23 protein-coding genes are annotated in these 26,904 nt (G+C 60.2%); 17 read left to right on the top strand and 6 right to left on the bottom strand.

The genetic code is table 11. The features are described 5' to 3' along the window. The first annotated feature begins 51 nt into the window (after positions 1-51). From NL64_RS19475 to ureC, 14 genes are all read left to right on the top strand, one after another. The gene (locus NL64_RS19475) at positions 52-840 is read left to right on the top strand and encodes an ABC transporter ATP-binding protein (RefSeq protein WP_034149693.1); all 789 of its coding nucleotides are present in this window, start codon (positions 52-54) and stop codon (positions 838-840) included. Further along, a complete protein-coding gene (locus tag NL64_RS19470; protein ID WP_034149692.1) occupies positions 837-1,787 on the top strand; it encodes an ABC transporter substrate-binding protein in 951 nt (316 codons plus the stop codon). The genes NL64_RS19475 and NL64_RS19470 overlap by 4 nt, the downstream gene beginning before the upstream one ends. Then, the gene (locus NL64_RS19465; RefSeq protein ID WP_034149691.1) at positions 1,784-2,794 is read left to right on the top strand and encodes a FecCD family ABC transporter permease; all 1,011 of its coding nucleotides are present in this window, start codon (positions 1,784-1,786) and stop codon (positions 2,792-2,794) included. The genes NL64_RS19470 and NL64_RS19465 overlap by 4 nt, the downstream gene beginning before the upstream one ends. Before the next feature lie 314 nt (positions 2,795-3,108). Further along, positions 3,109-4,374, top strand: coding sequence for an urea ABC transporter substrate-binding protein (urtA, locus tag NL64_RS19460; RefSeq protein ID WP_034149690.1), 1,266 nt, complete (start codon positions 3,109-3,111; stop codon positions 4,372-4,374). Positions 4,375-4,582: 208 nt separating this feature from the next. Beyond that, positions 4,583-6,085, top strand: coding sequence for an urea ABC transporter permease subunit UrtB (gene urtB, locus NL64_RS19455; RefSeq protein ID WP_034149689.1), 1,503 nt, complete (start codon positions 4,583-4,585; stop codon positions 6,083-6,085). Beyond that, a complete protein-coding gene (urtC, locus tag NL64_RS19450; RefSeq protein ID WP_034149688.1) occupies positions 6,085-7,164 on the top strand; it encodes an urea ABC transporter permease subunit UrtC in 1,080 nt (359 codons plus the stop codon). The genes urtB and urtC overlap by 1 nt, the downstream gene beginning before the upstream one ends. A 10-nt stretch (positions 7,165-7,174) precedes the next feature. Next, positions 7,175-8,047, top strand: coding sequence for an urea ABC transporter ATP-binding protein UrtD (gene urtD / locus NL64_RS19445; protein ID WP_034149687.1), 873 nt, complete (start codon positions 7,175-7,177; stop codon positions 8,045-8,047). Between the two features lie 131 nt (positions 8,048-8,178). After that, on the top strand, positions 8,179-8,877 hold the full coding sequence (urtE, locus tag NL64_RS19440; protein ID WP_034149777.1) for an urea ABC transporter ATP-binding subunit UrtE: 699 nt from the start codon (positions 8,179-8,181) through the stop codon (positions 8,875-8,877). 160 nt (positions 8,878-9,037) lie between these two features. After that, on the top strand, positions 9,038-9,877 hold the full coding sequence (locus NL64_RS19435; protein ID WP_034149686.1) for an urease accessory protein UreD: 840 nt from the start codon (positions 9,038-9,040) through the stop codon (positions 9,875-9,877). 170 nt (positions 9,878-10,047) lie between these two features. Beyond that, the gene (gene ureA, locus NL64_RS19430) at positions 10,048-10,350 is read left to right on the top strand and encodes an urease subunit gamma (RefSeq protein ID WP_034149685.1); all 303 of its coding nucleotides are present in this window, start codon (positions 10,048-10,050) and stop codon (positions 10,348-10,350) included. Between the two features lie 9 nt (positions 10,351-10,359). After that, positions 10,360-10,893 (top strand): GNAT family N-acetyltransferase, encoded by a 534-nt coding sequence (locus NL64_RS19425; RefSeq protein ID WP_034149684.1) that lies wholly within the window; start codon positions 10,360-10,362, stop codon positions 10,891-10,893. 4 nt (positions 10,894-10,897) lie between these two features. After that, positions 10,898-11,431 carry a GNAT family N-acetyltransferase gene (locus NL64_RS19420; RefSeq protein ID WP_034149683.1) on the top strand — a complete coding sequence of 178 codons (534 nt, stop codon included), beginning with the start codon at positions 10,898-10,900 and terminating at the stop codon, positions 11,429-11,431. Continuing rightward, positions 11,431-11,739, top strand: coding sequence for an urease subunit beta (locus tag NL64_RS19415; protein ID WP_034149682.1), 309 nt, complete (start codon positions 11,431-11,433; stop codon positions 11,737-11,739). Before NL64_RS19420 ends, NL64_RS19415 begins: the two co-directional genes overlap by 1 nt. 159 nt (positions 11,740-11,898) lie before the next feature. Beyond that, complete coding sequence (gene ureC / locus NL64_RS19410; RefSeq protein ID WP_034149681.1) at positions 11,899-13,599, top strand: urease subunit alpha; 1,701 nt, start codon at positions 11,899-11,901, stop codon at positions 13,597-13,599. A gap of 205 nt (positions 13,600-13,804) precedes the next feature. Here ureC and NL64_RS19405 read toward each other — a convergent pair whose 3' ends face one another. Further along, entirely contained in the window at positions 13,805-14,200 is a 396-nt protein-coding gene (locus tag NL64_RS19405) for a DUF6124 family protein (RefSeq protein WP_034149680.1), read from the bottom strand. Between the two features lie 497 nt (positions 14,201-14,697). Between NL64_RS19405 and NL64_RS19400 the strand changes: the two genes are divergently transcribed. After that, positions 14,698-15,072: a DUF6124 family protein gene (locus tag NL64_RS19400; RefSeq protein ID WP_034149679.1), complete on the top strand. Its 375-nt coding sequence runs from the start codon at positions 14,698-14,700 to the stop codon at positions 15,070-15,072. A 242-nt stretch (positions 15,073-15,314) separates the two neighbouring features. Here NL64_RS19400 and NL64_RS19395 read toward each other — a convergent pair whose 3' ends face one another. Continuing rightward, positions 15,315-20,558 carry a dermonecrotic toxin domain-containing protein gene (locus NL64_RS19395; protein ID WP_034149678.1) on the bottom strand — a complete coding sequence of 1,748 codons (5,244 nt, stop codon included), beginning with the start codon at positions 20,556-20,558 and terminating at the stop codon, positions 15,315-15,317. A gap of 249 nt (positions 20,559-20,807) precedes the next feature. On the opposite strand from NL64_RS19395, the gene NL64_RS19390 reads away from it, so the two are divergent. After that, positions 20,808-21,935, top strand: a complete 1,128-nt coding sequence (locus NL64_RS19390) for a sensor histidine kinase (RefSeq protein ID WP_034149677.1) — start codon at positions 20,808-20,810, stop codon at positions 21,933-21,935. Between the two features lie 372 nt (positions 21,936-22,307). Here NL64_RS19390 and NL64_RS19385 read toward each other — a convergent pair whose 3' ends face one another. Beyond that, complete coding sequence (locus NL64_RS19385) at positions 22,308-22,613, bottom strand: chaperone modulator CbpM (RefSeq protein ID WP_034149676.1); 306 nt, start codon at positions 22,611-22,613, stop codon at positions 22,308-22,310. A gap of 23 nt (positions 22,614-22,636) precedes the next feature. Beyond that, the gene (locus NL64_RS19380; protein WP_034149675.1) at positions 22,637-23,581 is read right to left on the bottom strand and encodes a DnaJ C-terminal domain-containing protein; all 945 of its coding nucleotides are present in this window, start codon (positions 23,579-23,581) and stop codon (positions 22,637-22,639) included. Between the two features lie 297 nt (positions 23,582-23,878). Between NL64_RS19380 and NL64_RS19375 the strand changes: the two genes are divergently transcribed. Next, a complete protein-coding gene (locus NL64_RS19375; protein ID WP_034149674.1) occupies positions 23,879-25,153 on the top strand; it encodes an Hsp70 family protein in 1,275 nt (424 codons plus the stop codon). Between the two features lie 120 nt (positions 25,154-25,273). Here the strand turns inward: NL64_RS19375 and NL64_RS19370 are convergent, their stop codons facing one another. Together NL64_RS19370 and NL64_RS19365 are read right to left on the bottom strand one after the other, a co-directional pair. Beyond that, positions 25,274-26,287, bottom strand: coding sequence for an AI-2E family transporter (locus NL64_RS19370; RefSeq protein ID WP_034149673.1), 1,014 nt, complete (start codon positions 26,285-26,287; stop codon positions 25,274-25,276). Positions 26,288-26,548: 261 nt separating this feature from the next. Beyond that, positions 26,549-26,857, bottom strand: a complete 309-nt coding sequence (locus NL64_RS19365) for a PsiF family protein (protein ID WP_034149672.1) — start codon at positions 26,855-26,857, stop codon at positions 26,549-26,551. Positions 26,858-26,904: the final 47 nt, after the last annotated feature.

Below are 26,904 nucleotides of genomic sequence, written 5' to 3'. Positions count from 1 at the left end.
GAGCGGGCTTGCCCGCGATGGGGCCATCAGCTTCACCTCAAGAGCCACGGCATGACCTCGCTTCACCTCAAAAACATCACCTGGACACCCCTGGGCCACGGCCACTGTCATCATCAGTTCCAACTGCACGATGCCTCGCTGCACGTCGCTGCCGGGGAGTTCGTCGGTTTGATCGGCCCAAACGGCAGCGGCAAGACCAGCCTGTTGCGTTGCGCCTGGCGCTTCAGCAAACCGGAGAGTGGCGAAGTCCGGCTCGATCATCACAACGTCTGGAAACAATCCTCTCGCTGGTGCGCGCAACGCATCGCCGTGGTGTTGCAGGAATTCCCCGACGCCTTCGGCCTGACCGTCGAAGAAGTGGTCGCCATGGGTCGCACACCGCACAAAGGCCTGTTCGATGGCGACACGATCGAGGATCGAAACCTCGTGATCCACGCGCTGGAATCAGTCGGCCTCCGAGGCTTTGAGGACCACGCCTTCTCCACCCTTTCCGGCGGTGAAAAACAGCGGGTAATCCTTGCCCGCGCGCTGGCCCAGCAGCCGCAATTGCTGATCCTCGACGAGCCGACCAACCACCTCGACCCGCGCTATCAGCTTGAACTGTTGAGGCTGGTCAAGCGCCTGAAAATCGGCACCCTGGCGAGCATCCATGACCTCAATCTGGCGGCTGCGTTTTGTGATCGGCTCTACGTGATCAACCACGGGCGCATCGTCGCCAGCGGCCCGCCGCAAGACGTTCTGACTACTGAGTTGCTACGCAATGTGTTCGACGTCGAAGCGCTGATCGATGAACACCCCTTGCACGGCTACCCACGAATTACCTGGATTACCCAACCATGAATCTGCTGCGCTCCTGTCTTCCCTTCGCCCTGTTGCTGGGCACTGCCCAGGCGTTTGCCGAGGCCACGCGTTACCCGTTGACCATTCAGAGCTGCAACCGCGAAGTGACCTTCACCGAAGCGCCGAAACACGCGCTCAGCCACGACATCAACATGACCCAGATGATGCTCGCCCTCGGCCTCAAATCGAAAATGGCCGGCTACAGCGGCGTGTCCGGATGGAAAGCGGTAACGCCCGACATGCAGAGCATCCTCGACGGTTTGCCAGAGCTGGCGGCCAAGTACCCGTCGGTGGAGACCCTGCTCAACGCCAACGTCGATTTCTTCTTTGCCGGCTGGGATTACGGCATGCGCGTAGGCGGCGACCTCACGCCGCAAACCCTGCAACCGCTGGGCATCAATGTCTATGAGTTGACCGAGTCCTGCGCCTTCGTGATGAAACGTCCACCGGCCACGCTGGAAGACACCTACAACGACCTGCGCAACCTCGGCAAAATCTTCGACGTGCAGGATCGTGCCAGCGCGGTGATTGCCGGTATGCAGGCGAAAATTGCCGACATTCAGAAAAATCCGCCGGCCGACAAACCCCGCGTGTTTCTCTACGACAGTGGTGAAGACCGGGCGATGACTTCGGGCCGCCTCGGCATGCCACAAGCGCTGATCGACGCGGCGGGTGGGCGCAATGTTCTTGATGATGTCGACGCGAGTTGGACCCGGGTCAACTGGGAAAACGTGGTCGAGCGCAATCCGCAAGTCATCGTGATCGTCGACTACGGCGAAGTCACTGCCGAACAGAAGATTCTATTTCTGCGCAACAACAAGGCCCTGCAATCAGTGGATGCGATCAAGCGTCAACGCTTCGTGGTCATTCCTTACGTGCAGGCCACGCCGGGAATCGATAACGTGCTGGCGGTCGAAACCTTGGCCAAGGGCTTCCACGGCGCATGATCAATCGTCGTTATGCCTTGTTGCTTATTGCTCTTGGCGTGCTGTTGCTGGTGTCGTGCGTGGTGTCGCTGGGTTTCGGCCCGGCGCGGGTGCCGGTGGATGTGGTGTGGCGGATTTTGCTGCACAAACTGCTCGGTCTCGGCGAGACGGATTGGACTGCCGGGCAGGAGCATATCGTCTGGCTGATTCGTGTGCCGCGTATGGTGCTCGGTGCCCTGGTGGGCGCCGGACTGGCGCTGATCGGCGCGGTGCTGCAAGCCGTAACGCGCAACCCGTTGGCTGATCCGCACCTGCTCGGGGTCACGTCCGGTGCAACCCTGGGCGCAGTGATCGTGGTGTTGCATGTGGGTGAAATCGTTGGCCTGCTGACCTTGCCCATCGCAGCGTTTATCGGCGCGTTGTTGAGCATGCTGGTGGTGCTGATGATCGCCAACCGCAGCGGTCGGCTGGACAGTGATCGCTTGCTGCTGTGCGGCGTGGCGGTGTCGTTCGTGATGATGGCGATCGCCAACCTGTTGCTGTTTCTCGGCGACCACCGTGCCAGTTCGGCGGTGATGTTCTGGATGCTCGGCGGCCTCGGACTGGCACGCTGGGAGCTGCTCGCGGTGCCGGGCGCCAGTGTGTTGTTGGGGTTGGTTTTGCTGCTCGGTATGGCTCGACCGCTTAACGCATTGATGGCGGGTGAACAGACTGCCGTGACGTTGGGATTGAATGCGCGCGCGGTGCGCTTGCGGGTGTTTGTGATCGCGTCGCTAATGACCGGTGTATTGGTTTCCATCAGCGGCTCGATCGGTTTTGTCGGGCTTATGGTGCCGCACATTGCGCGGCGATTGGTTGGGGCGGAGCACCGCAGATTGCTGCCGGTGTGCGTGTTGCTTGGCAGTGTGTTTCTGGTGTGGGTCGATGTCGCCGCCCGGACGATGATCGCCCCAGAAGACCTGCCCATCGGCGTCGCCACCGCTGCCATCGGCGGCCTGTTCTTCATCGGCCTGATGCGCCGTCGCTGACTCACCTCAATCAAAACTGTGGGAGTGAGCCTGCTCGCGATGGCGATCTTTCAGTCAACGCCGATGTTGTCTGATCTACCGCTATCGCGAGCAGGCTCACTCCTACAGGTGATCGGCGCCGCTCGCCCCAATCTGGCGCAGCACAACGCACCAACGCGCCAGACGCGATCGTTGATGGTGCACCTCTCAATCGCCCGACCGCTCTAAACCGACATTTCCCTACCTTTTCCCGACCGGGCACAGCCCTTGCTAAAGACCCTTCAGTAGTCCGCATCTGCCACCAAGAAAATTCATAAGTTCATGGAGATCGCACAATGAAGCGTCGCAGTTTGATCAAGGCTTTCACACTCTCGGCATCGATTGCCGCGATGGGCATGACCTGGACTGTCCAGGCCGCCGAGACCATCAAGGTCGGTATTCTGCATTCGTTGTCCGGGACCATGGCGATCTCCGAAACATCGCTCAAAGACATGGCGTTGATGACCATCGACGAGATCAACGCCAAGGGCGGCGTTAACGGCAAGATGCTGGAGCCGGTCGTTGTGGACCCGGCGTCCAACTGGCCGTTGTTCGCCGAAAAGGGCCGCCAGCTGCTGACCCAGGACAAGGTCGCCGTGGTGTTCGGTTGCTGGACGTCCGTGTCGCGTAAATCGGTGTTGCCGGTGTTCGAAGAACTCAACGGCCTGCTGTTCTACCCGGTGCAATACGAAGGCGAAGAGATGTCGCCAAACGTGTTCTACACCGGCGCCGCGCCGAACCAACAGGCGATCCCGGCCGTTGAATACTTGATGAGCGAAGAAGGCGGCAGCGCCAAGCGCTACTTCCTGCTCGGCACCGACTACGTCTACCCGCGCACCACCAACAAAATCCTGCGTTCGTTCCTGCACTCCAAAGGCGTGGCCGACAAAGACATCGAAGAGGTCTACACCCCGTTCGGTCACAGCGACTATCAAACCATCGTCGCCAACATCAAGAAATTCTCGGCCGGCGGCAAGACGGCGGTCATCTCCACCGTCAACGGCGACTCCAACGTGCCGTTCTATAAAGAACTGGCCAACCAGGGCCTGAAGGCCACCGACGTGCCGGTCGTGGCGTTCTCGGTGGGCGAAGAGGAGCTGCGCGGTATCGACACCAAACCGTTGGTGGGCAACCTGGCGGCGTGGAACTACTTCGAATCGGTTGAGAACCCGGCGAACAAGAAATTCGTCGCCGACTGGAAAGCCTACGCGAAGAAACACAACCTGCCGGGCGCGGACAAAGCCGTGACCAACGACCCGATGGAAGCCACTTATGTCGGCATCCACATGTGGGCGCAAGCGGCGGAAAAAGCCAAGTCCACTGACGTAGACAAAGTCCGCGAAGCCTTGGCCGGCCAGACCTTTGCCGCACCGTCGGGTTACACCCTGACCATGGACAAGACCAATCACCACTTGCACAAACCCGTGATGATCGGCGAGATCCAGGCGGACGGTCAGTTCAACGTGGTCTGGCAGACCGAAGGTCCGATTCGCGCCCAGCCGTGGAGCCCGTTCATCCCGGGTAACGACAAGAAACCTGACTACGCGATGAAGAGCAACTAAGCCCAGCGATGCCGGGCCTGAGCATGGAGCTCGGGCCTGACACAAATCCTGTGGTCGCAAGCTTTTGTGGCGAGGGAGCTTGCTCCCGCTGGGCTGCAAAGCGGCCCCTTATCCCGAAAAGAAGGGGACTGCTGCGCAGTCCAGCGGGAGCAAGCTCCCTCGCCACAAGAAATCTGCTGCCACATTTAGTCCGCGCAAGGCCATAAATATGCCCACTGCCCTTTACCGCTTTATCCTCGCCATCGCACTTTTGCTGCCGATGGCCACTCACGCTGGCGACGCCGAAGACTTCGTTGCCGCCAATCCCGTACAGCAAGCAAAACTTCTGGAAACCTGGGCCGCGCAGCCTGATCCGGCCCGCATCGAGTTGATCAACGCCCTGCAACAAGGCGAGTTGACCGTCGATGGACAGCCGAAAACCCTGCGCCTGAACAACCGCCTGCGGGGTCTGATCGACACCGCTTTGGCCAGCCACCAATTGCTCGCCGCCGACGCCAAAATCCGTCTGGCCGCTGCGCAGCAATTGCAGAAAAGCGCCAAACCCGCGCAGCTGAAATTCCTCGACCAGCAACTGGCTGGCGAACAAGACGAAACCGTCCACGCCGCCCTGAGCCTGGCCCTGGCCAACCTGCAACTGGTGGACACCGACCCCGCCGTGCGCCTTGCCGCTGTGCGTCTACTGGGCGAAACCGGCGACCCGCTGGCCCGCACGCGCCTCGAAAGTCTGCTGGAGCCTGGTGTTGAAGCCGATGCGACTGTTCGCACCGCCGCTGAAACCAGCCTCGCTCAGGTCAAACGCAAACTGCTGGTCGGCGAATTGCTCGGACAAGCCTTCAGCGGCATGTCCCTCGGTTCGATCCTGCTGCTCGCCGCACTGGGACTTGCGATCACTTTCGGCCTGCTTGGCGTGATCAACATGGCCCACGGCGAGATGCTGATGCTCGGCGCCTACTCGACCTATGTCGTGCAGCTGATGTTCCAGCGCTACGCGCCGCAGGCCATCGAGTTCTATCCATTGATTGCACTGCCGGTGGCGTTTTTCGTCACCGCCGCCATCGGTATGGCGCTGGAGCGCACGGTGATTCGCCACCTCTATGGCCGTCCACTGGAAACCCTGCTCGCCACCTGGGGCATCAGCCTGATGCTGATTCAACTCGTGCGACTGCTGTTCGGCGCACAGAACGTCGAAGTGGCGAACCCCGCGTGGCTGTCGGGCGGGATTCAAGTGCTGCCTAATCTCGTGCTGCCATACAACCGTATCGTCATCATCGCGTTTGCCTTGTTTGTGGTGGTGCTGACCTGGCTGCTGCTGAACAAGACTCGCCTGGGCCTCAATGTTCGCGCCGTCACCCAGAACCGCAACATGGCTGCCTGCTGCGGCGTGCCCACCGGGCGCGTGGACATGCTCGCCTTCGGCCTTGGCTCGGGCATCGCCGGTCTCGGCGGTGTGGCGTTGAGTCAGATCGGCAACGTCGGACCCGACCTCGGCCAGAGCTACATCATCGACTCGTTCCTGGTGGTGGTGCTCGGTGGTGTCGGGCAACTGGCCGGTAGCGTGTTGGCTGCGTTCGGACTTGGCATCGCCAACAAGATTCTCGAACCGCAAATCGGTGCCGTACTCGGCAAGATCCTCATCCTCGCGCTGATCATTCTGTTCATCCAGAAACGTCCGCAAGGTCTCTTCGCACTGAAAGGACGGGTGATCGACTGATGAACCAGCCTCTACTGATTACGGCCACGCAAAAGGCCGGCCCCAAAGTCACCCTCGCGGTTGGCGCGGTGATTCTTGTTCTGCTGCTGGCGTTGCCGCTGCTGTCGCTGTTATCGCCCGTCAGTGTGTTTCACGTCTCGGCCTACACCCTGACACTAGTGGGCAAGATTCTTTGCTACGCCATCGTCGCTCTGGCGCTGGATCTGGTCTGGGGTTACGCCGGGTTGCTGTCCCTCGGCCACGGTTTGTTCTTCGCCCTCGGCGGCTACGCGATGGGCATGTACCTGATGCGCCAGGCCTCGGGCGATGGTTTGCCGGCGTTCATGACGTTCCTGTCGTGGACCGAATTGCCGTGGTTCTGGACCGGCACCAGCAGCTTCCTCTGGACCCTGTGCCTGGTGGTACTGGCGCCGGGGTTGCTGGCGTTGGTGTTCGGCTTTTTCGCCTTCCGTTCGCGGATCAAGGGCGTGTATTTCTCGATCATGACCCAGGCCCTGACCTTCGCCGGCATGCTCCTGTTTTTCCGCAATGAAACCGGGTTTGGCGGCAACAACGGCTTCACTAACTTCCGCACGATTCTCGGCTTTGGCATTACCGAACCAGGCACTCGCGCCGTGCTGTTTTTCGCCACGGTGTTGTTGCTGGTGGCCAGCCTGTATATCGGCTGGCGCCTGGCGCAGAGCAAGTTCGGCCGGGTGTTGACCGCGTTGCGCGATGCGGAAAACCGCTTGATGTTCTGCGGCTACGATCCGCGTGGTTTCAAGCTGTTTGTGTGGGTGTTGAGCGCGGTGCTCTGTGGTCTCGCCGGTGCGTTGTATGTGCCGCAAGTCGGCATCATCAACCCGAGTGAAATGTCGCCGACCAACTCCATCGAAGCCGCTGTTTGGGTGGCCCTCGGCGGTCGCGGCACCCTGATCGGCCCCTTGCTCGGCGCTGGCGTGGTCAACGGCATGAAGAGCTGGTTCACCGTGGCTTTCCCGGAATACTGGCTGTTCTTCCTCGGCGCGCTGTTCATCGTCGTGACCCTGTACCTGCCCAAAGGCGTGATCGGCTTGCTGAAAAAGAACGGCGAACAATGAGGCTTTTAAAATGAGAACCACTGCGACCGCTGAATTCATGCTCGAACCGGCGTTCTTTCCGCCGCTGGAACCCAACCGCGACGCCGGCACCAGCCGCGATGCCCTCGGCCTCGGCCAGCGTGCCGGCAAGGGCCTGAACACGCGCCACGGTACGATCCTGACCCTGGAAGACATCAGCGTCAGCTTCGACGGTTTCAAGGCGCTGAACGATCTGAACCTGTACATCGGTGTCGGCGAACTGCGCTGCATCATCGGTCCCAACGGCGCGGGCAAGACCACGCTGATGGACGTGATCACCGGCAAAACCCGGCCCAGTCACGGCAAGGCCTGGTTCGGCGAAACCCTGGACCTGACGCAGATGAGCGAAGTGCAGATTGCCCAGGCCGGCATCGGTCGCAAGTTCCAGAAACCAACAGTGTTCGAAGCCTTGAGCGTGTTTGAAAACCTGGAGCTGGCGCAGAAAACCGACAAGTCGGTGTGGGCCAGTCTGCGGGCGCGGCTCAATGGTGAGCAGAAGGATCGCATCGCCGAAGTGCTCGACACCATTCGCCTGACCGCCTCGGTCAATCGCCCGGCAGGCTTGTTGTCCCACGGGCAAAAGCAGTTTCTGGAAATCGGCATGTTGCTGATGCAGGACCCGCAACTGCTGCTGCTCGACGAACCGGTGGCGGGCATGACCGACGCCGAAACCGAATTCACCGCCGAGCTGTTCAAGACCCTGGCGGGCAAGCATTCGCTGATGGTGGTGGAACACGACATGGGTTTCGTTGGCTCCATCGCCGACCACGTCACCGTGTTGCACCAGGGCAGCGTGTTGGCCGAAGGTTCATTGGAACAGGTGCAGGATAACGAGCGGGTGATCGAGGTTTATCTCGGTCGATAGCTCTGCAAATACAAAACCTGTGGGAGCTGGCTTGCCAGCGATCGCGGTGGGTCAGGCAATATTGATGTTGGCTGATGCGCCGCCATCGCCAGCAAGCCGGCTCCTACAAGGGATTTGAGGGGAATTCAAAGATGCTGCAAGTCGAAAAACTGCACCAATACTACGGCGGTAGCCACATCCTGCGCGGCCTGACGTTCGACGTGAAAGTCGGTGAAGTCACCTGCCTGCTGGGCCGCAACGGCGTCGGCAAGACCACGCTGCTTAAATGCCTGATGGGTTTGCTTGCGGCCAAAGAAGGCGCGGTGAATTGGGAAGGCAAGCCGATCACCACGTTCAAGCCGCACCAACGAGTGCATGCCGGGATCGCCTACGTGCCTCAGGGCCGGGAAATTTTCGGTCGCCTGACCGTGGAAGAAAACCTGCTGATGGGCCTGTCGCGCTTTCCCGGCTCGGAAGCCAAGGAAGTGCCGGCGTTCATCTACGAGTTGTTCCCGGTGTTGCTGCAAATGAAGCAACGCCGTGGCGGGGACTTGTCCGGTGGTCAGCAACAGCAACTGGCCATTGGTCGCGCATTGGCCAGCCGTCCTCGTTTGCTGATTCTCGACGAACCCACCGAAGGCATTCAGCCGTCGGTGATCAAAGAGATCGGCGCGGTAATCAAGAAGCTTGCCGCGCGCGGTGACATGGCGATTTTGCTGGTGGAGCAGTTCTACGATTTCGCCGCTGAACTGGCCGACCAATACCTGGTGATGTCCCGGGGCGAGATTGTGCAACAGGGTCGCGGCGAGAATATGGAAGCGGAAGGGGTGCGCGGGCTGGTCACGATCTGAGTCCTTGCCACGGCGGCTTCAAAGCACCAATTTGTCGCACCATCTTCCACGCCGCGCCCCCAAGTGGTGCGCGGCGGCGATTCATAGCCCCCTACACCCGGCAATACCCTGCGGCACAGCCTTTGCAACCCTCCTGAGGACCTCTCGATAAGCACTGACCATGACTCTTCCTGCATCCGGCGTTTTGTTTACCCCCAGTTGGCATGCCGAACTGGAACTGGGCTACGCCCGATTCGCCAACACCACTCGCCCGGTCCAGCGTCGACACAAAGGCCCGCTGCGGGTGCAAAAGCACCTGTATGCCGAAGGGCCTGAAGTCTGCCAGCACATCATCGTCCACCCGCCGGGCGGGATTGCCGGCGGTGATCGGCTGGACATTTCGGCCAGCGTCGGCACAGGTGCCTGGGCGCAGATCACCAGCCCCGGCGCCGCCAAGTGGTACCGCGCGGCCGGCCCCGCCTATCAGCGGCTGGACTTGCAAGTGGCCGCCGGTGCGACACTGGAATGGCTGCCCCAGGAGACGATCATTTTCAGTGCGGCGCAGGCTGAACTCAGCACCAGCATCGACCTTGAAGGCGATGCCCGATTGTTCTATTGGGACGTCGTGGCCCTGGGTCGCCCGGCCAGTGGCGAGCGTTTCGACCTCGGGCATTTTCAGGCACAACTGGATATCCGCCGCGACGGTCAGTTGCTCTGGCACGAACGCCAGCGCATTGTCGGGGGCGATGGCTTGCTCGATTCGCCGATTGGCCTGGACGGGCAACCGGTGTTTGCCACCCTGTTGGTGACGGGGGACATCGATAGCGATTTGCTGGAACGTTGCCGCTCGCTGCCCAACGATGTGCGTGGGGATCTCACTCAATTGCCAGGGCTGTTGGTGGCCCGCTGCCTGGCGAGCGAAGCGCTTCTGGCCCGTGGCTGGCTGATTGATTTATGGAGGTTGCTGCGCCCGACACTGCTTGGCCGCGAAGCCATGCCACCGCGAATCTGGAACACCTGAACACAATCCCCTGTAGGAGCTGCCGCAGGCTGCGATCTTTTGATCTTGATCTTCAATGGCATGGAAAAGATCAAGATCAAGATCAAAAGATCGCAGCCTCGTTGCACTCGTCAGCTCCTACAAGGTGCACGACTCAAGATTTGTTTAACTGCCGATAATGGATTCCAACAATGGACCTGACCCCACGCGAAAAAGACAAGCTGCTGATCTTCACCGCCGGCCTCGTGGCCGAGCGGCGCTTGGCCCGCGGCGTGAAACTCAATTACCCCGAAGCCATGGCCTACATTTCCGCGGCGCTACTCGAAGGTGCCCGTGACGGCCAGACCGTGGCCGAGCTGATGCACTTCGGCACCACCCTGCTCAGCCGCGAACAAGTGATGGACGGCATCCCGGAAATGATCCCGGAGATCCAGGTCGAAGCGACGTTCCCCGACGGCACCAAACTGGTCACCGTCCACCAACCGATCGCCTGAGGCCGTGCCATGATTTATCACATCCGCGATGCCGTACATGCCGACCTGCCGGCGATCCGCGACATCTACAACGACGCCGTGCTCAACACCACGGCGATCTGGAACGAACAGGCCGTAGACCTCGGCAATCGCCAGGCTTGGTTCAGCGCCCGCCAAGCCCAGAGTTATCCGATTCTGGTGATCGTCGACGGCGACAACTCGGTGCTGGGCTACGCTTCATTCGGCGACTGGCGGCCGTTCGACGGTTTCCGCCACACCGTCGAGCACTCGGTTTACGTGCGCAGCGACCAGCGCGGCAATGGTCTCGGTCCGCAATTGATGGATGCCCTGCTCGAACGCGCCAGAGGCTGCGGCAAGCACGTGATGGTCGCCGCCATCGAGAGCGGCAACGCCGCCTCGATCCGCCTGCACGAACGCATCGGCTTCGTGACCACCGGGCAGATGCCCCAGGTCGGCACCAAGTTCGGTCGCTGGCTGGACCTGACCTTTATGCAACTGACCCTCAATCCTGGCGCCGAACCTCCGACCGCCAACAAGGAGTGACCCCATGAACCCCGCCCAACTGCGACGCGTCAATATTGAAAGCTTTGCGCACTACCGTCAGGGTTTGATTGACCTGCTGCTCGATGCCGTCGGCTATGGCGCCAGTGTCGGTTTCATGGCCGACCTGGACGCAACTCAGGCCCGCGCTTACTTCGATGACGTTCAGGAAAACCTGAACAAGGGCAACGTGCTGCTGTGGGTGGTGGTCAAGGACGAACAAGTGCAGGCCAGTGTGCAACTGACCCTGTGCCAGAAAGCCAACGGCCTGAACCGCGCCGAAGTGCAGAAACTGCTGGTACGCGAGCACGCGCGTCGTCGCGGCTTGGGCCAACAGCTGATGAGCGCACTGGAGCAAGCGGCCCTGCAACACAAGCGCGGCATGCTCTACCTCGATACCGAAGCGGGTTCACCGGCTGAAGATTTCTACAAGGCCTTGGGTTACACCCGCGCCGGTGAAATCCCCGACTACGCCTGCGACCCGAGCGGCCTCTACAGGCCAACCGCCCTCTATTACAAAGTTCTCCAAGGAGCCCATTGATGATTCCCGGTGAATACCAGATCCAGCCCGGCGACATCGAACTCAACGTTGGCCGCCGCACCCTCAGCCTGAAGGTAGCCAACAGCGGTGACCGGCCGATCCAGGTCGGCTCGCATTACCACTTTTTCGAAACCAATGACGCCCTGACCTTCGACCGCGCCGCCAGCCGTGGCATGCGTTTGAACATTCCTGCGGGCACTGCGGTGCGTTTTGAGCCGGGGCAAAGCCGCGAGGTTGAGCTGGTGGATCTGGCCGGGCATCGCCGTGTATTCGGGTTTGCCGGGCGGATCATGGGCAATCTCGACTGAAATACTCCCCTGTGGCGAGGGAGCTTGCTCCCGCTCGAGTGCGAAGCGCTCGCACACCCGGGGAACGCGGTATGTCTGAAAGAAATCATTGGCAGGTTTTGCGCGCAGCCCAGCGGGAGCAAGCTCCCTCGCCACAATAAATTTGTGCAAGGAATTGAGATGAAAATTTCCCGTCAGGCCTACGCCGACATGTTCGGCCCCACCGTCGGTGACAAGGTCCGTCTGGCCGACACCGAGCTGTGGATCGAAGTGGAAAAAGACTTCACCACCTACGGCGAAGAAGTGAAGTTCGGCGGCGGCAAAGTCATCCGCGATGGCCAGGGCCAAAGCCAGTTGCTGGCCGCCGAAGTGGTCGACACGGTGATCACCAACGCATTGATCATCGATCACTGGGGCATCGTCAAAGCGGACGTCGGCCTCAAGGACGGACGCGTCGCCGGCATCGGCAAGGCGGGCAATCCGGACGTGCAACCGGGCGTTACCATCGCCATCGGCGCCAGTACAGAAGTCATCGCCGGCGAGGGCATGATCCTGACTGCCGGCGGCATCGACACCCACATCCACTTCATCTGCCCGCAGCAGATCGAAGAAGCGCTGATGAGCGGCGTCACCACCATGATCGGCGGCGGCACCGGGCCGGCCACCGGCACTAACGCAACGACGTGCACCTCCGGGCCTTGGCACCTGGCGCGCATGCTTCAAGCCGCGGACGCCTTCCCGATGAACATCGGTCTCACCGGCAAAGGCAACGCCAGCCTGCCGGAGCCGTTGATTGAGCAGGTCAAGGCCGGTGCCATCGGCCTCAAGCTGCACGAAGACTGGGGCACCACACCGGCGAGCATCGACAACTGCCTGAGCGTCGCCGATCAGTACGACGTGCAGGTGGCGATCCACACCGACACCCTTAACGAATCCGGTTTTGTCGAAACCACCCTCGCCGCGTTCAAGGGCCGCACCATCCACACCTACCACACCGAAGGTGCCGGTGGCGGCCATGCGCCGGACATCATCAAGGCCTGCGGTTTTGCCAACGTGCTGCCGAGCTCGACCAACCCGACCCGGCCGTTCACCCGCAACACCATCGACGAACACCTCGACATGCTGATGGTCTGCCACCACCTCGACCCGAGCATTGCCGAAGACGTGGCCTTCGCCGAGAGCCGTATCCGCCGCGAGACCATTGCCGCCGAAGACATCCTGCATGACCTCGGTGCGTTCTCGATGATCAGCTCCGATAGCCAGGCCATGGGCCGCGTCGGCGAAGTCATCACCCGCACCTGGCAGACCGCCGACAAGATGAAAAAACAACGCGGCCCGCTGCCGCTGGACGGCGACGGCAACGACAACTTCCGCGCCAAACGCTACATCGCCAAATACACCATCAACCCGGCGATCACCCATGGCATCAGCCATGAAGTGGGCTCGGTGGAAGTGGGTAAATGGGCCGACCTGGTGCTGTGGCGTCCGGCATTTTTCGGCGTCAAACCGACGCTGATCCTCAAGGGCGGCGCCATCGCCGCCAGCCTGATGGGCGACGCCAACGCCTCGATCCCGACGCCCCAACCAGTGCACTACCGCCCGATGTTCGCCAGCTACGGCGGCTCGTTGCACGCCACCAGCATGACCTTCATCAGCCAGGCTGCGCAGGAGGCCGGGCTGCCGGAAGCGTTGGGCTTGAAGAAAAAAATCGCCGTGGTCAAAGGCTGTCGCGACGTGCAGAAAACCGATCTGATCCACAACGACTACCTGCCGAACATTGACGTCGATCCGCAGACCTATCAGGTCAAGGCTGATGGCGTGTTGCTGTGGTGCGAGCCGGCGGATGTATTGCCGATGGCCCAGCGGTATTTCCTGTTCTGAGTGTGGGTGGCTTGCCCAATACGTTGCTGGTATTGACGGTGAAGCGCAGGTGCTCGTCATGCTGAAAGGCCCAAGATCAAAGGATCGCAGCCTTCGGCAGCTCCTACAGGTTGTACCAGATCCCATGTAGGAGCTGCCGAAGGCTGCGATCTTTTGATCTGGCTGTTGCTGTCCTCCCGGTGTCAGGGTGTTTCTGCTTTGTGAATCAGCTCATTCGGCTTTGTTGCCTGGCGACGACTGCCGCCATGTCTGGCTCATCCAGATGATCCAGCGCTTGGTCCACCAACAAATACACGCCATCGGCCATGCGGCTCAGCGCCAGGGCCACGGAACGGCTTGAGCCCTGCACATGGTCGGCGAGGTCGGCCGCGATGGCGCTGATGGAGAGCAGGTCTTCCGAGGCATTGGCCAGCAGCGCTTCCGTATTGACGTCGGGGCAGACGCTGAAGAGTTGGCCTTTGCGTTTCGGTGGTTTCCGCTCGGCGGGTGGGAAGTGATGGTTGAGGGCTCGTTCGGCGGCCTCGTTGAGTTTGTTTGAATCGGCGTTTTCGTAAGGCGATGCGGGATCGCTGTCCGGCGGATTGGGTGTGACCTTGAACATGTGCTGATTACTCCTGAATGGAGCCGCCAACACTTCTCTACTAAAAGAAGGGTGGCGGCTGTGCGCAGGTTAGTAGACCGGGGGAGATCAGCATTTACCGGCGCGCCGAAGCGCCCTGCGCACAACCACCATCAAGTTCAGGGATGGGATACCTGACTGAGAGAGCTTCTGCACCTTGCTGATAACACCACGGGCTACTAAACCCGATCACTGACAATCAGTGACGCGAATCAAGTTACCGAGTGGCCGCGAGGCGCACAAGCCGGCGGATTCTGGCGCAACTGTAGGCAATGGCACAAGGTTTTGCAGCTCTCGGGAAGTAACCCCGGGCGGTTTTAAACAAGCCCTTTCGCATGCCGTTTAACCTGCGCAATGAAACGTTTAGATACGATGAAAAACCTCGAAAAATCGAGGAAGCATCCGACGTCTTTTTAAGGTTGGCCGTCGGAAGTGAGGCGAGTAGCGTTGCAGCTCCAGACCTACCACGGAGACTCACCATGCCCAACGTCACCGACTCACCCGCGGGATCAGAAGCAGAAAGCACCAACGCCTACCTCTCCACGGCTTCAAAAAAACTGCACCCCGCTGTCGACCGCGCCCTGGACTTTTACCTGAATCCCACCACGCCAGAGTTGGCCACTGCACATACGCCCAGCACCATTTTTGTGGTTGCACCTGACATCGACAACGAAACGCTATTGGCCCATGCCTGTGAATCATTGGCCTCGGCAAGCGTGATGGCGAGTGAGTTTGCCGGGATGCTCGAAGGCGCGAGTCGCAACGCCATGCTGGCACTGCAGCAGGTGATCATGCTCAGTGAGCTGGCGGTAAACCGGGTGCTGGATAATGTTGGCCCGCCACACCGTGCATGAGTCCAGTCACGAAGGGGGTTTCAACCGCCCCCCTGTGGCGAGGGAGCTTGCTCCCGCTCGGCTGCGTAGCAGCCGTAAACCCGGTAGTTGCGGCATCCCTGACGAACCCGGTGGCAGATTTCAGGGTTGCTACGCACCCCGGCGGGAGCAAGCTCCCTCGCCACAACGACCACTCACCACACGCCATACGTTGCCTCACAAAGCCTCGAACACAGAATTCGAGGCTTTGATCCTGGCCGTAATTATTGAGCTGGGGTCACCCTGGCACGCTGCAAGCGCGTGCGCACCATCGCTTGTTGAGTAATCGATTTCAGCTTTTCCCGGATTTGCTCGTCGATGCCAGTCAATGCGTGGGTGTAGTCCTCGTCACTCATGACTTGCCCTTCAGCGAAAGCGCTTTCCTCTCGGCCCAATTCACGACAAAGCGCTTTGACCTCCACCTCCAAAGTAGCCTTGGCGGCCGGTTCGACGGCCTCGGCCCGACGTTGCAGCACATCCTGCAAATCCGTGGTGGCGTCGATCTGTCGCTTCAGATCACTCAGTTCTTCACCGTACGAAGACTCGAGCCAGGCTTTCCACGCGGGCTGTTCGACGATGCGATCCGTGAGCAAGTCGCCTTCCTCCAACGCCACAATCCGCAGGAACGCCGCTTCGATCATTTCCTTGCTGACCCCGGCGATCTTGCGAAACTGCATGCCCCGCGCCTGCCACGGCAGATCGAGACGCTGCGCCAGATCGGTCATGTAGGCCAGGTGAACTTCCACTTCATCGATGGTGCCGGTGACATTGCCCAGCCTATCGACCCGACGGAAGCTTTCGCCCGCCGCCAACCGCGCCGCCACCCGCTGACGGGCGATCGCACCGAGCTCATCGAGCCGCGATTTGCCCTGGGCCAACTCCAGCAATCGGGCCTCGATGAGGTCTGAATTGCCCAGTGCGTACGCCTCATGAATCAGCACTTGCATGCCCATGGCATTGAACAGTTGTGTACCGCCATCCACGCATTCGGTGGGGGTCGCGGCTTCGTTGAACAGCTTGAGGCGCAGCTCACTGTTCTCGGCCATGGCTTCGATCATGCGCCAGACCTTGGCCGTCAGGCTCGCCTGATAGATCCGGCCCACCGTGAAGTCGGCGGATTCGGTGAGCCTGCGGATTTCATTGAAAAACGGCAGTGAGTCGAACTCATCCTCGACCGCGTTCCAGGCTTCCTGCCTGTCGTGCCATTGCCGCTCCGTCATGCCTGCCGACCAATCGGCACTGTCCATTGTGCCCCGGGGCGGGTACGGGCGTTCGGGGTCCATGCCGAGGGATTCGGTGTACATCTTCAGGGTGTTGAGGTTGTCCGGCGAGATCCAGCGCGGTTCCCGACTGATGACGGTACGCGCCAGCAACTCCGCGCGAAACGAGCCAGGCGCGACTTCCGGTATCTGGCTGATAGGGTTGTGGCGCAGATCGATATAAATACTGCGCGGTCGCGATTGGGAGAACAGTCCGACAGGCCAGCCTTCCAGGCCCGTTTCGTTCAGCAACAGCACCTGCAACCATGGCATGCGGCTGATGTTGGGGGAGAGTTTCAACGGATTGCCGCGTAGCCCCAGGGACCTGAGCATTGTCAGATTCTTCAATCGGTCGACCGCCAACACATCCAGCTCTATGCGGTTGTCATTGAGAAACAGGTCGGTGAGATGGTTCATGTCGCTGATCACCGGCGGGACGGCGGTCAGCAGGTTTTCTTGCAAGTTGAGATAGCGCACCTTGCGGAACGAATCCAGGAAAGGCATGTGCGTGTCGCGCAGTGCGCCATTGCGCAGGCTCAACTGGGTGACATGGTCGAAGTTGGCTTCCAGTGTTGGCAGCGTTTCCAGTAGCAGGCGCAGATTGGAAAAGTTATCGAGCATTAGCGCTTGGGGGCGGAACACACCTGCAACGGCAACGCCTTCGGGCCCGGTTCGTTGCCAACACTGCCGGATCGCTTTGCAGAAAAGATCGCGCGCTTGCCACTCCGACATGCCCGCCGGGGTAAACCGGAACGACGTGGTCGGTGAGGTCGACCAGGTTCGCAGTGTTCGGTTGAGTTGATTGAACTCGGCCTCCAGCGCAGCAACCCTCTGATGCACCGAACCCCCGTTGCGACTGAACTCTGTCATTAGCATGTCGACCTGCTCTGCGGTGCAGCCCGGATACAGCGATCGCAGCCGCCAATGCTGATCCGACCCGGGCGTCACCTGCTGCGCGAAACCTTGCATACCGCCACGAAGCCGCATGACTTGTGGATCGTAGGCCGGTTTGAGCTCGGGGTTTTCACGCACAATCGGCTCGAATGACTGACGATCCAGCGGCTGTGCCTTTACCGCTTGCTCAAGCCCTGAGGCGTCGTGAATTTCGAAGCCCAGCGCAACGCGCTGCGGGTCAGGCAATGCGTGCAGCACCGCCGCGTACAGCGTGTCAGCACCGTGCAGGTGTTGATCTTGCGCATCCCGTGCCTCGTATTGACCGTCCTCGCCCCTGATCAGCACTTTGCGCGTCGCTGCGTCCGATTGACCGATGCTGTCGCTCAAAGCGCCGTCGAAAGAATACTCACGAACTTCCAGGCGCAGGTCCGCCGGCCAGCCCGGCAGTTTTGCCAGTGAATGCAGTTCGAGTCGCAGCGTGTCGGGGTTGTGCAGTTCGTCGAGGTAAAGCCCTTCGTAGGCACGCGAAAGTCGTAGTTGATGTTCGGCCTCCCGCGCTTGTTCCGCCAGCCTCAAAGGGACGCGTTTTTTCTCGGTCAGGTGCTGTACATCCGAGGGTTGCGCATGAGCCAACAGCTCTTCGGCCATGCTGGTCGATAGCTCTGCGCCGTCGCTTTTAAGCAGGCTCACCGAGGGATCGGCCGAACGCTCGCGCCGTGCATACAACCCATCGAACAGACGCCGTTTGTTTTGACGCGCCTGTCCTGCCAACTGCTCGCGCAGCACTTCGACTCGCCGCTGCCGATCTCCGGAGAACCACTGCCCGAGCAGTTCACCAAGCGACGGCTCATCCAGGAACCCGACCACCCGTTCAGGCAACGCACCACCAAGCAGATCCTGCCGGGTGATCTGCAAGGTATCGACCGGTAGCGCACCGGCATAGCCGTCCTTGATCGACGAACCGGACAGCCCCGGCCCCTCGAACACTTCGATGGCCTTGCCCTCGGGCCAGCCTCTTAGTTCGGTCATGAATCGCGGGACAAACCCGGCCCATTCCTCTGCGACTCGACCCGTCAAAATCTGTTCGGCGCAGGCCTCGGCATCGGCGTAGGCCGTGAAGCGTTTGAGGGTGTCGACCAGCATCGCCGGCGGGGTTTCGTGCTCAACGTGGAGCCGGCGCAGTACGTTCTCGTGCACGCCACTGACGGTCAAAACCTGCTCCAGGGTTTCATCGGAAAACCTGTCTGCCGAAGCCCCCAGGTGCCTGAGCACTTGGCGTCTGTCCCATTCAAGGGGTTGATCGAGTTCGGTCTTCCAGCTGCCAGCACCGTTATGCTCCGCCAGCGGTTGGTAGGCGTCGGCACGGGTTGGATGCTGAAGGCCATGCCGCCCGGTGTTCGGGTCCTGATTGACGGCGTAGCACTTCTCCTCGCGCCGCAGCACGTCCTGGTCCTGATGCCGGTAGAGGCCCTTTTCGTTGACGGGTGCATCCAGCGCCGCAACCGTCGGTTGCTCATAGGGACGCAGATCCGGGTTCCACAAACGCGTTTTGCCGCGCACCTCCACCGGTTTGAGACCCTCGACAAAGGGCGCGACCTTGATTGGCAACCTGCCGGTCGGCAGCACGTGCCCGGCGCTCATCATCGCCAACTGCGCAAAGTTGATCAGTACGCCAACGAAATATCCCGAGGCCTCTTCTTTATCACCCTTGCTCCAGTCTTCGATGCCTTCTGCCGTTTCGGCGAGCATTTGCGCAACCATTATGCCCAGCATCGCCTCACCGAGACCGGGCACCAGCATCGCGGCGAAGTTGAACACGTTCCAGCCAATTGACAGGTAACTGGTCAGGCGCTTGAAACGGGCGTTCGCATCCTCATCGTCCGTCGGCACGGCGATGAGCCGGGCATCGGCGATGGCCTTGTCGCGCCGCTCATGAAACAACGTTACCCACAGGTCACCAAGGATGCGGTTGGTGATGGGTTCTGCATTGGGGTTCTCTACCGCGGTTTCACGCCACCACGGACCCATGTCGAGCGGTTCGCGTTGTTGCCAGGTAAAGGTCGTGAAACGTTCGTTGACGCGAGTGAAGAACAAGCCTTTGTCCTTCTGCGCCACGAACCGGCTGAAGAAGGCCTGGTACTCGGTGTTGCGCAACTGGCTGATGAGCGTCTTCATGAACTCGGTCAGCGACGAATATTCCTTCAAGGGGTGATCGGGGTCATCCGGGATGTAGGCGATCAGCGGGCCGGACAAACGACTTTGCTGGTAAATATCCTCCCGGCGCAAAAGCTCATCGGTCATGCCCTGCGGGCCATTGGCGAAAAACGCCTGCAACAATTTGTACTGTTGATACTCGTTGCCGGGCAGCACCGGAATACGCTGTGACCACTCGTTCCAGAATTTCAGCCAGTCGGGGGTCAATGCATCGATGGTCTTCTGCAATTCCGACGGGGCAGCGATCGCACTGAACAACACGATGCCGGTCATCTTGAAACCCATCAGTGTTAAGCGGTGGCTGTGCAATGGCTGGTCATGAAACGTGATGTTTGCGCGGTTTTCGCATGTTTGCCGAAGCTTGGTGGAAGCGTAATCACTGATATCCCCCTTCAACTTTGCAATCAGTGTCGCCACCTGAAACGTCGCTTTTTCGCTGGCCACCGAGTCTTGCTGCAATGTCCGTTGCGCTTCCTCGCTGGTGGGCAGCAAGACGGATTTGATGTGCTGTTGATATTGCCCGCCGAGGTCCAGGCTTCGGCACATCGTCGCAAACCTTGGCAAGGGGATTGTCGGGACAACGTTGAGCGTGCCGAGCGCACCTTTGTGGTAGATACCCGAGCTGTTTCGCCAGGCATCCTCGGTGGTTTCGGACTCTTCGAAATTGTGCAGCGCCGCTTCCAGTAGCGTGGAATGCCGAACGCGACTGGCCCCGGTATCGATGACAAAGGCAATGTTGCTGGGCACTGCCAGTTGCACGCTGAACGTGTCGACGGTCTCGACCGTATTGAAATTCGTTTTCAATGCCGTGCTCAGGCGGGGTTCGGCGAAGGCGTTGATGTCGTGCTGCAAGTCGCCCAGGGTCTTGTCCAGAACGCCTTGCAAGCGGCCCTGTTCTTCAATCAGTTCCTTGAGGTACTGGCGGTCCGTTTCCCGCGCAGCGCTGTACCACTCCTTGGGCTTTAGTGTTTCAAGAGTTTGCAACCTCGCTGCCGAGGCCTTTTTTATCGCGCCGGGTATGACACCGAATACACGATCGTAATGAACGCCGTTGCTTTGGGCGGGCGTTTCCAGCGCGTTGCTTCCATGCAAATCAGACACTGTTCAATCACCTTGATGACAGGATAGGAACCCACAGACTTATGCACCGGCGCCTGAAAAAAAAGACCAAATAACTGTTGACCCAACGCTCGGAAAAGGCCCGTAAAGTTCGAAAATCAGGGAGCCTTCAATAGATATGTACCGCCAGAAACACCGCCGGTTATGCCGCTGCATGAGCGGTCGTGTTTTTTGCGCCAAAGGGGCTACTATTCGAATCGTTTCCCTCCGATTCCTGCTCAGGTAATTACCATGCGTCTTTCCGAATTCATCGTCTGTAACGTAGATCGCATCGTCGATGAGTGGGAGCAGTTCGCCAAAACCATTACCCCGGCCGCCGAATCCATGGACAGCGCTGCATTGCGCGACCACGCGAAGGCGATCCTGCTGGCCGCCTCGCGGGACATGACCAAACCGCAAACGCCCAGTGAACAGGCCGCCAAGGCCAAGGGCGAAGGCCCGGAAAAAACCCCGAGCCTGGACGAGGCCGGCGCCAGCCACGGTGAACTGCGACATACCGTGGGATTTGATCTGGTGCAGATGACCAGCGAATTTCGCCACTTGCGCGCCTGCGTGATTCGCCTGTGGGTCGACAGCCTTGAATCCCCCGACATGGCCTATTTCCAGGACATGATCCGTTTCAATGAGGCCATCGACGAAGCGCTGGCCGAATCCACGGCGGCTTATGCCGAACAGGTCAATCGTTCGCGGGACATCTTTCTCGCAATCCTCGGCCACGACCTGCGCGCGCCGTTGCAGGCGGTGAGCATGTCCATCGAGCTGCTGCTGCGTAAAACCACGCTGGAGGGTGATTCCCTGGCCTGTGCGACCCACATCCAGCGGGGCACGCGTCATATGGCGGTGATGGTCGGCGATTTGCTGGAACTGGTGCGCAGTCGCCTGGGCAAGAGCCTGCCGATTGAGCCGAAGCCCACGGACCTGGCCGAAGTCGCCCATGCGGCGATTGCCGAAGCCTGCGCGGGCAACCCGGCGTGCGATCCGACCCTGGAAATACTGGGAAACACTCGCGGCGTGTGGGATGCCGGTCGACTCGCTCAACTTTTGCAAAACCTGATTGGCAACGCCTTGCAGCACGGTTCGAACAAACGCGACGTGACAGTGACCCTCAACGGCGAGCCGGACGCGGTGCGCCTGACGGTGCATAACTACGGCGCGCCTATTCCAGAAGACGCCATCGCCACGATCTTCGATCCGCTGGTGCGCAGTGCCGATGAGGAACTGGGCCAGCCTTCAACCAGCCTCGGATTGGGGTTGTTTATCGTCAAGGAAGTGGTGGATGCGCATCAGGGGACGATTGAAGTCACCTCGAACGAAGAGCACGGCACGCTGTTTACGGTGGTCTTGCCCAGGAAGTTATAAAGCCGTGACGGCTGGAGGGCTTTTTGTGGCGAGGGAGCTTGCTCCCGCTGGGCTGCGCAGCAGCCCCAAAACCTGAAACCAAATGTCTCAAGACACACCGGGCTGGCAGGCCTTGCGAGCGCTTCGCACCCGAGCGGGAGCAAGCTCCCTCGCCACAGGTTTAGAGTTGTATTTCGGAAAGTTACTCCACCACCAACCGCGCTGATCGTTGCTTGAGCAATGCGGTTCTTGCCCCAGTTACGACCCCTGTAGGAGCTGTCGAGTGAAACGAGGCTGCGATCTTTTGATCTTGCTCTTGATGCCAGGCACACGAAAATCAAGATCAAAAGATCGCAGCCTTCGGCAGCTCCTACAGGGTGTGGGTAGATTGTGCTATTCCACCACCAACCGTCCCAAACGCTGTTTAAGCATGCGGTTCTCGGCGCGAAGCTGCTGGACCTCTTCCAACAGGTCCAGCGCCAGCGCAACCCCTTCCCACTCCAACTCCAGATCGCGCCGCAACTTCGCTGCGCGCTTGGCCAGGGTCAGTTCGTAATCGGTGAAGCGCCAGTCCTTGGGCACGCTGCCCTGAGGTTCGAGGATGCCGTGTTCGACGATTTCGATCACGTAGACGTCCGACAGATCGGTCGCCTCACAGAATTCTGCCAGGTCCAGTTGAACGATCAGGGGGTTGCTCATGATGGGCTACTCCGTCTCTGCGATCAGAAATTTTCTCTTGGGTCGAATGCCGCTTTTTTCGCCAGTTCCTGCCACAAGGCCTTGATGTCATCGTCCGACTTTTTCGGCATGACCGCCTTCAGCTGCACGAACAGGTAACCGCGTTCACCGGCCTTGTTCAACAAGCCATGGCCCTTGGCGCGCATGCGCTGGCCGTTCTGGCTGCCGGCGGGCACCTTGAGGTTGATCTTGCCGGTCAGGGTCGGCACGGCGACTTCGGTGCCCAGCGCCAGCTCCCACGGTGCCAGCGGCAGCGTGATGATCAGGTTTTCGCCTTCGACATCGAATTTCGGGTGCGGCGCAAAACGAATGGTCAGGTACAGATCGCCATTGGCGCCGCCACCGACGCCCGGTGCGCCCTGGCCCTTGAGGCGAATGCGCTCGCCGTCGGTCACGCCGGCGGGGATCTTCACGTTCAGGCTTTTAGGGGTGTTGCTGACGTGCTGGCCGGCCGCGTTGTATTGCGGCACCTGGAATGTGACCTTCTTCGACTCGTTCGAGAGGGTCTCTTCGAGAAAAATCCCCAGTTCCATTTCCACGTCTTGCCCTCGGCGCCCAGTACTGCGGCGCGACTCTCCCCCACCAAAACCAGGGCCACGGTTACCGAAGATCGAACTGAAGAAGTCCGAAAAATCGCCGGTATCCTGGCCGCCGCCACCGAAACCGCCACGGCTCTGCCAGCCCGGTGGTCCCTGGAACGGTTGGCCATGCTGGCCGTAACGGCGCAATTCGTCGTATTCGGCGCGCTTGTCGGCGCTTTTCAGCGCTTCATAGGCTTCCGAGGCATCCTTGAACTTGGCCTCGGCGTCCTTTTCCTTGCTGACATCGGGGTGGTATTTGCGCGCAAGCTTGCGATAGGCGGCCTTGATCGCCTTATCGTCTGCCGTCGGCTCCACACCGAGAATCTTGTAATAGTCTTTGAAGTCCATCGCGGGAATCACCATCCGTTATCGAAATCGCGCCACCTGCCACAGCATGCACTTAATTGCAGCACAGGGTTTGACCGATCTCAGGGTTGTGACCGGGCAGCGCATCAGAAGTTTATCGGCAGCGGGCGGGGCTTCTTGCGGTTGCCCCGCGGCTGTCCGGTTGATGCAGGGTAGTTTGGGGGTGATGAGGCATCTTTCAAGGCGCCGAAAGGCAAGATTTAGCGGATAGTCGGCCTTCGATTCTGTGCCGGTCTGACATACACTGCGCGGCCGTTTTTTAACCGGAACCTGAAAGTCATGAAAAACGCATCTCCAGCCCGTGCCTGCGGCATCGACTTCGGCACGTCCAACTCCACCGTCGGCTGGCTGCGTCCCGGCGTGGAAACGCTGATCGCGCTGGAGGACGACAAGATCACCCTGCCTTCGGTGGTGTTCTTCAACATGGAAGAGCGCCGCCCGGTGTACGGCCGCCTGGCGCTGCACGAGTACCTGGAAGGCTACGAAGGCCGGTTGATGCGCTCGCTCAAGAGCCTGCTGGGCTCCAAACTGATCAAGCACGACACCAGCGTCCTCGGCACGGCGATGCCGTTCAAGGACCTGCTCGGGCTATTCATCGGCCAGCTGAAGAAGCGCGCCGAGACCACCGCCGGTCGGGAATTTGAAGAAGTGGTGCTGGGTCGTCCGGTGTTCTTTGTCGATGACGACGAAATGGCCGACCAGGAAGCGGAAAACACTTTGGTCGACGTAGCTCGCGCCATCGGCTTTAAAGAGGTGTCCTTCCAGTACGAACCGATTGCGGCGGCGTTCGACTACGAGTCGACCATCGAAAAAGAAGAGCTGGTGCTGATCGTCGACATCGGCGGTGGTACCTCGGACTTCTCGCTGGTGCGCCTGTCCCCGGAGCGACGCAACCACGACAACCGCCACGACGACATCCTCGCCACTGGCGGCGTGCACATCGGCGGGACCGACTTCGACAAACAATTGAGCCTGCAAGGCCTGATGCCGCTGTTCGGCTACGGCAGCCGCATGAAGAGCGGCGCCTACATGCCGACCAGCCACCACATGAACCTGGCGACCTGGCACACCATCAACTCGGTGTACTCGCAAAAGTCGACCCTGGCCTTGGGCAGCATGCGTTACGACATCGAAGACACCGGCGGCATCGATCGCCTGTTCAAGTTGATCGAGCAACGCGCCGGCCACTGGCTGGCCATGGAAGTGGAAGAAACCAAGATCCAGCTGACCCACGCCGACAGCCGTCACGTGCCGCTGGATCGCATCGAAGCCGGTCTGAGCGTGGAACTGAGCCGTGCGCTGTTTGAGTCGGCCATCGACAACCTGCTGGAGCGGGTGCGCAACAGCGTGACCCAACTGCTGGCAGACGCCGATGTGCGGGTCGATCAGGTGGATACGGTGTTCTTCACGGGTGGTTCGAGCGGGATTCCGGCGCTGCGCAACAGCGTGTCGGCGATGCTGCCGAATGCGCGGCATGTGGAAGGGAATATCTTTGGCAGTATCGGTAGTGGTTTGGCGATTGAGGCGGCGAAACGCTACGGCCCGATGAACTGATGTGATCCTCTGTGGCGAGGGAGCTTGCTCCCGCTGAACTGCGGAGCAGTTCCATTTTTTGGGGCCGCTTTGCGCCCCAGCGGGAGCAAGCTCCCTCGCCACAATTAGATCAACAGCAGATCAAACCATCCCCACCTGCTTCAACTCGCTCTTCAAATACGCGTAATAAATCGGCCCCGCCACCACCCCCGGCAGGCCGAACGCGGCCTCGAACACCAGCATCGCCAGCAGCAACTCCCACGACTTGGCACTGATCTGCCCGCCGACAATGCGCGCGTTGAGGAAGTATTCGAGCTTGTGGATAAAAATCAGGTAACCCAGCGCCGCCATGGCCACCCAGATCGACAGCGACAGGCCGACGATGGTGATGAGGGTGTTCGACATCAGGTTGCCGATCACCGGCAACAGGCCGAGCAGGAAGGTCAGCACGATCAGGGTTTTGGTCAGCGGCAATTTGATGCCGAACATCGGCAGAATCACCGCCAGGAAAATCCCGGTGAAGAAGGTGTTGAGCAGGGAAATCTTGATCTGCGCGAACACGATGTTGCGAAACGCCTGGACCAGCAGGTGCAGACGATCAAACAGCGCGGCCGCCAATGGTTTGCGTTTGGTCAGGTCGGGGATGCGCTGCAAGGCGATGATCGCGCCGAGCACCATGCCGATCAGCAGCGTCACGAACATGTGTGCCGCGTCCTTGCCCACCAGTTGCAAGTCACTGAGATGTTTGCTGACCCATTCGCCAATCGCCACGCGAAATTCTGCGGCACTGGCCGGCAGATAGGCGTCGATGAACGGCGGCAGTTGCCCGCGTGCGCGGTCGACTACGCCCATGAACTTGTCGAGGGAAGCGCCGGGGTTTTCCGCCTCGTGCAGCAGGAAGCTGATGGCACCGGCGAAGATCAGCGACAGTACGCTGACAATCAGCGTCCCCAGCAACGCCACCGCCAGCCAGCGCGCACGCCGACCTTCGATCAGCCGCTGAAGTTGCGGGGTGAGCATGTTGACCAGTTCGAACACCAGCAACCCGGCGAGCAGGCTCGGCAGCAAGCGCAACGGAAGGACCAGTAAAAGTCCGCCAAAGATGATGACCCAGCTGATGACCAGCAAAACATGACGCTGCGAAAACGTTGGCATACAGCCTCAAAACGAACGGCGTAAAAGGATTGGCAGTCTGCCAGCGTTCGGGTGACAGCACTAGGGATTGTGTGGGTCGACCTTGGTCGGGGGCTCAGGCTTTCTTTTGCAGTGCCCGTACCGGCCCTATCGCGGGCAAGCCCGCTCCCACAAGTTTCCGGTCGGTCATGGAAGTCGAGTTCGACAGAGAAACTGTGGGAGCGGGCTTGCCCGCGATGAGGCCAGAACAGTTAACGCTACAATCTCGCCGCCACCCATGACTCATTTCTTCTTCAGGCAATCACTCATGAACACCTTGCGCTCATCACCCTTGAGGGCTTTGGTCGTTGCGTCGGCGTTACAGGTTTTCATTTTTTCCTGCTGCGGCGTCAAGGTCGCAGGGACATCGGTCGCCGGCGGCGTTGCTTTAAGGCAATTGCTCATGAAGAGTTTGCGCTCATCGCCCTTGAGGCTTTTGGCGCTGGCGTCGGCGTTGCAGGTGGTCATCTTGTCCTGTTGCTCGGTGGTGGCGAAACCCTGGGAGCAGAGCAGCAACCCGATCATCAAAAAAGGGACACGCATTATCTTCACGGAGTTTTCTCCTTGTCGCCGCATCGAAAGATGCGGCATCCACCCAG

This window comes from Pseudomonas fluorescens (genome assembly GCF_000802965.1).
GTDB classification, from domain to species: domain Bacteria; phylum Pseudomonadota; class Gammaproteobacteria; order Pseudomonadales; family Pseudomonadaceae; genus Aquipseudomonas; species Aquipseudomonas fluorescens_A.
This window is presented reverse-complemented; position numbering and strand designations above follow the sequence as displayed.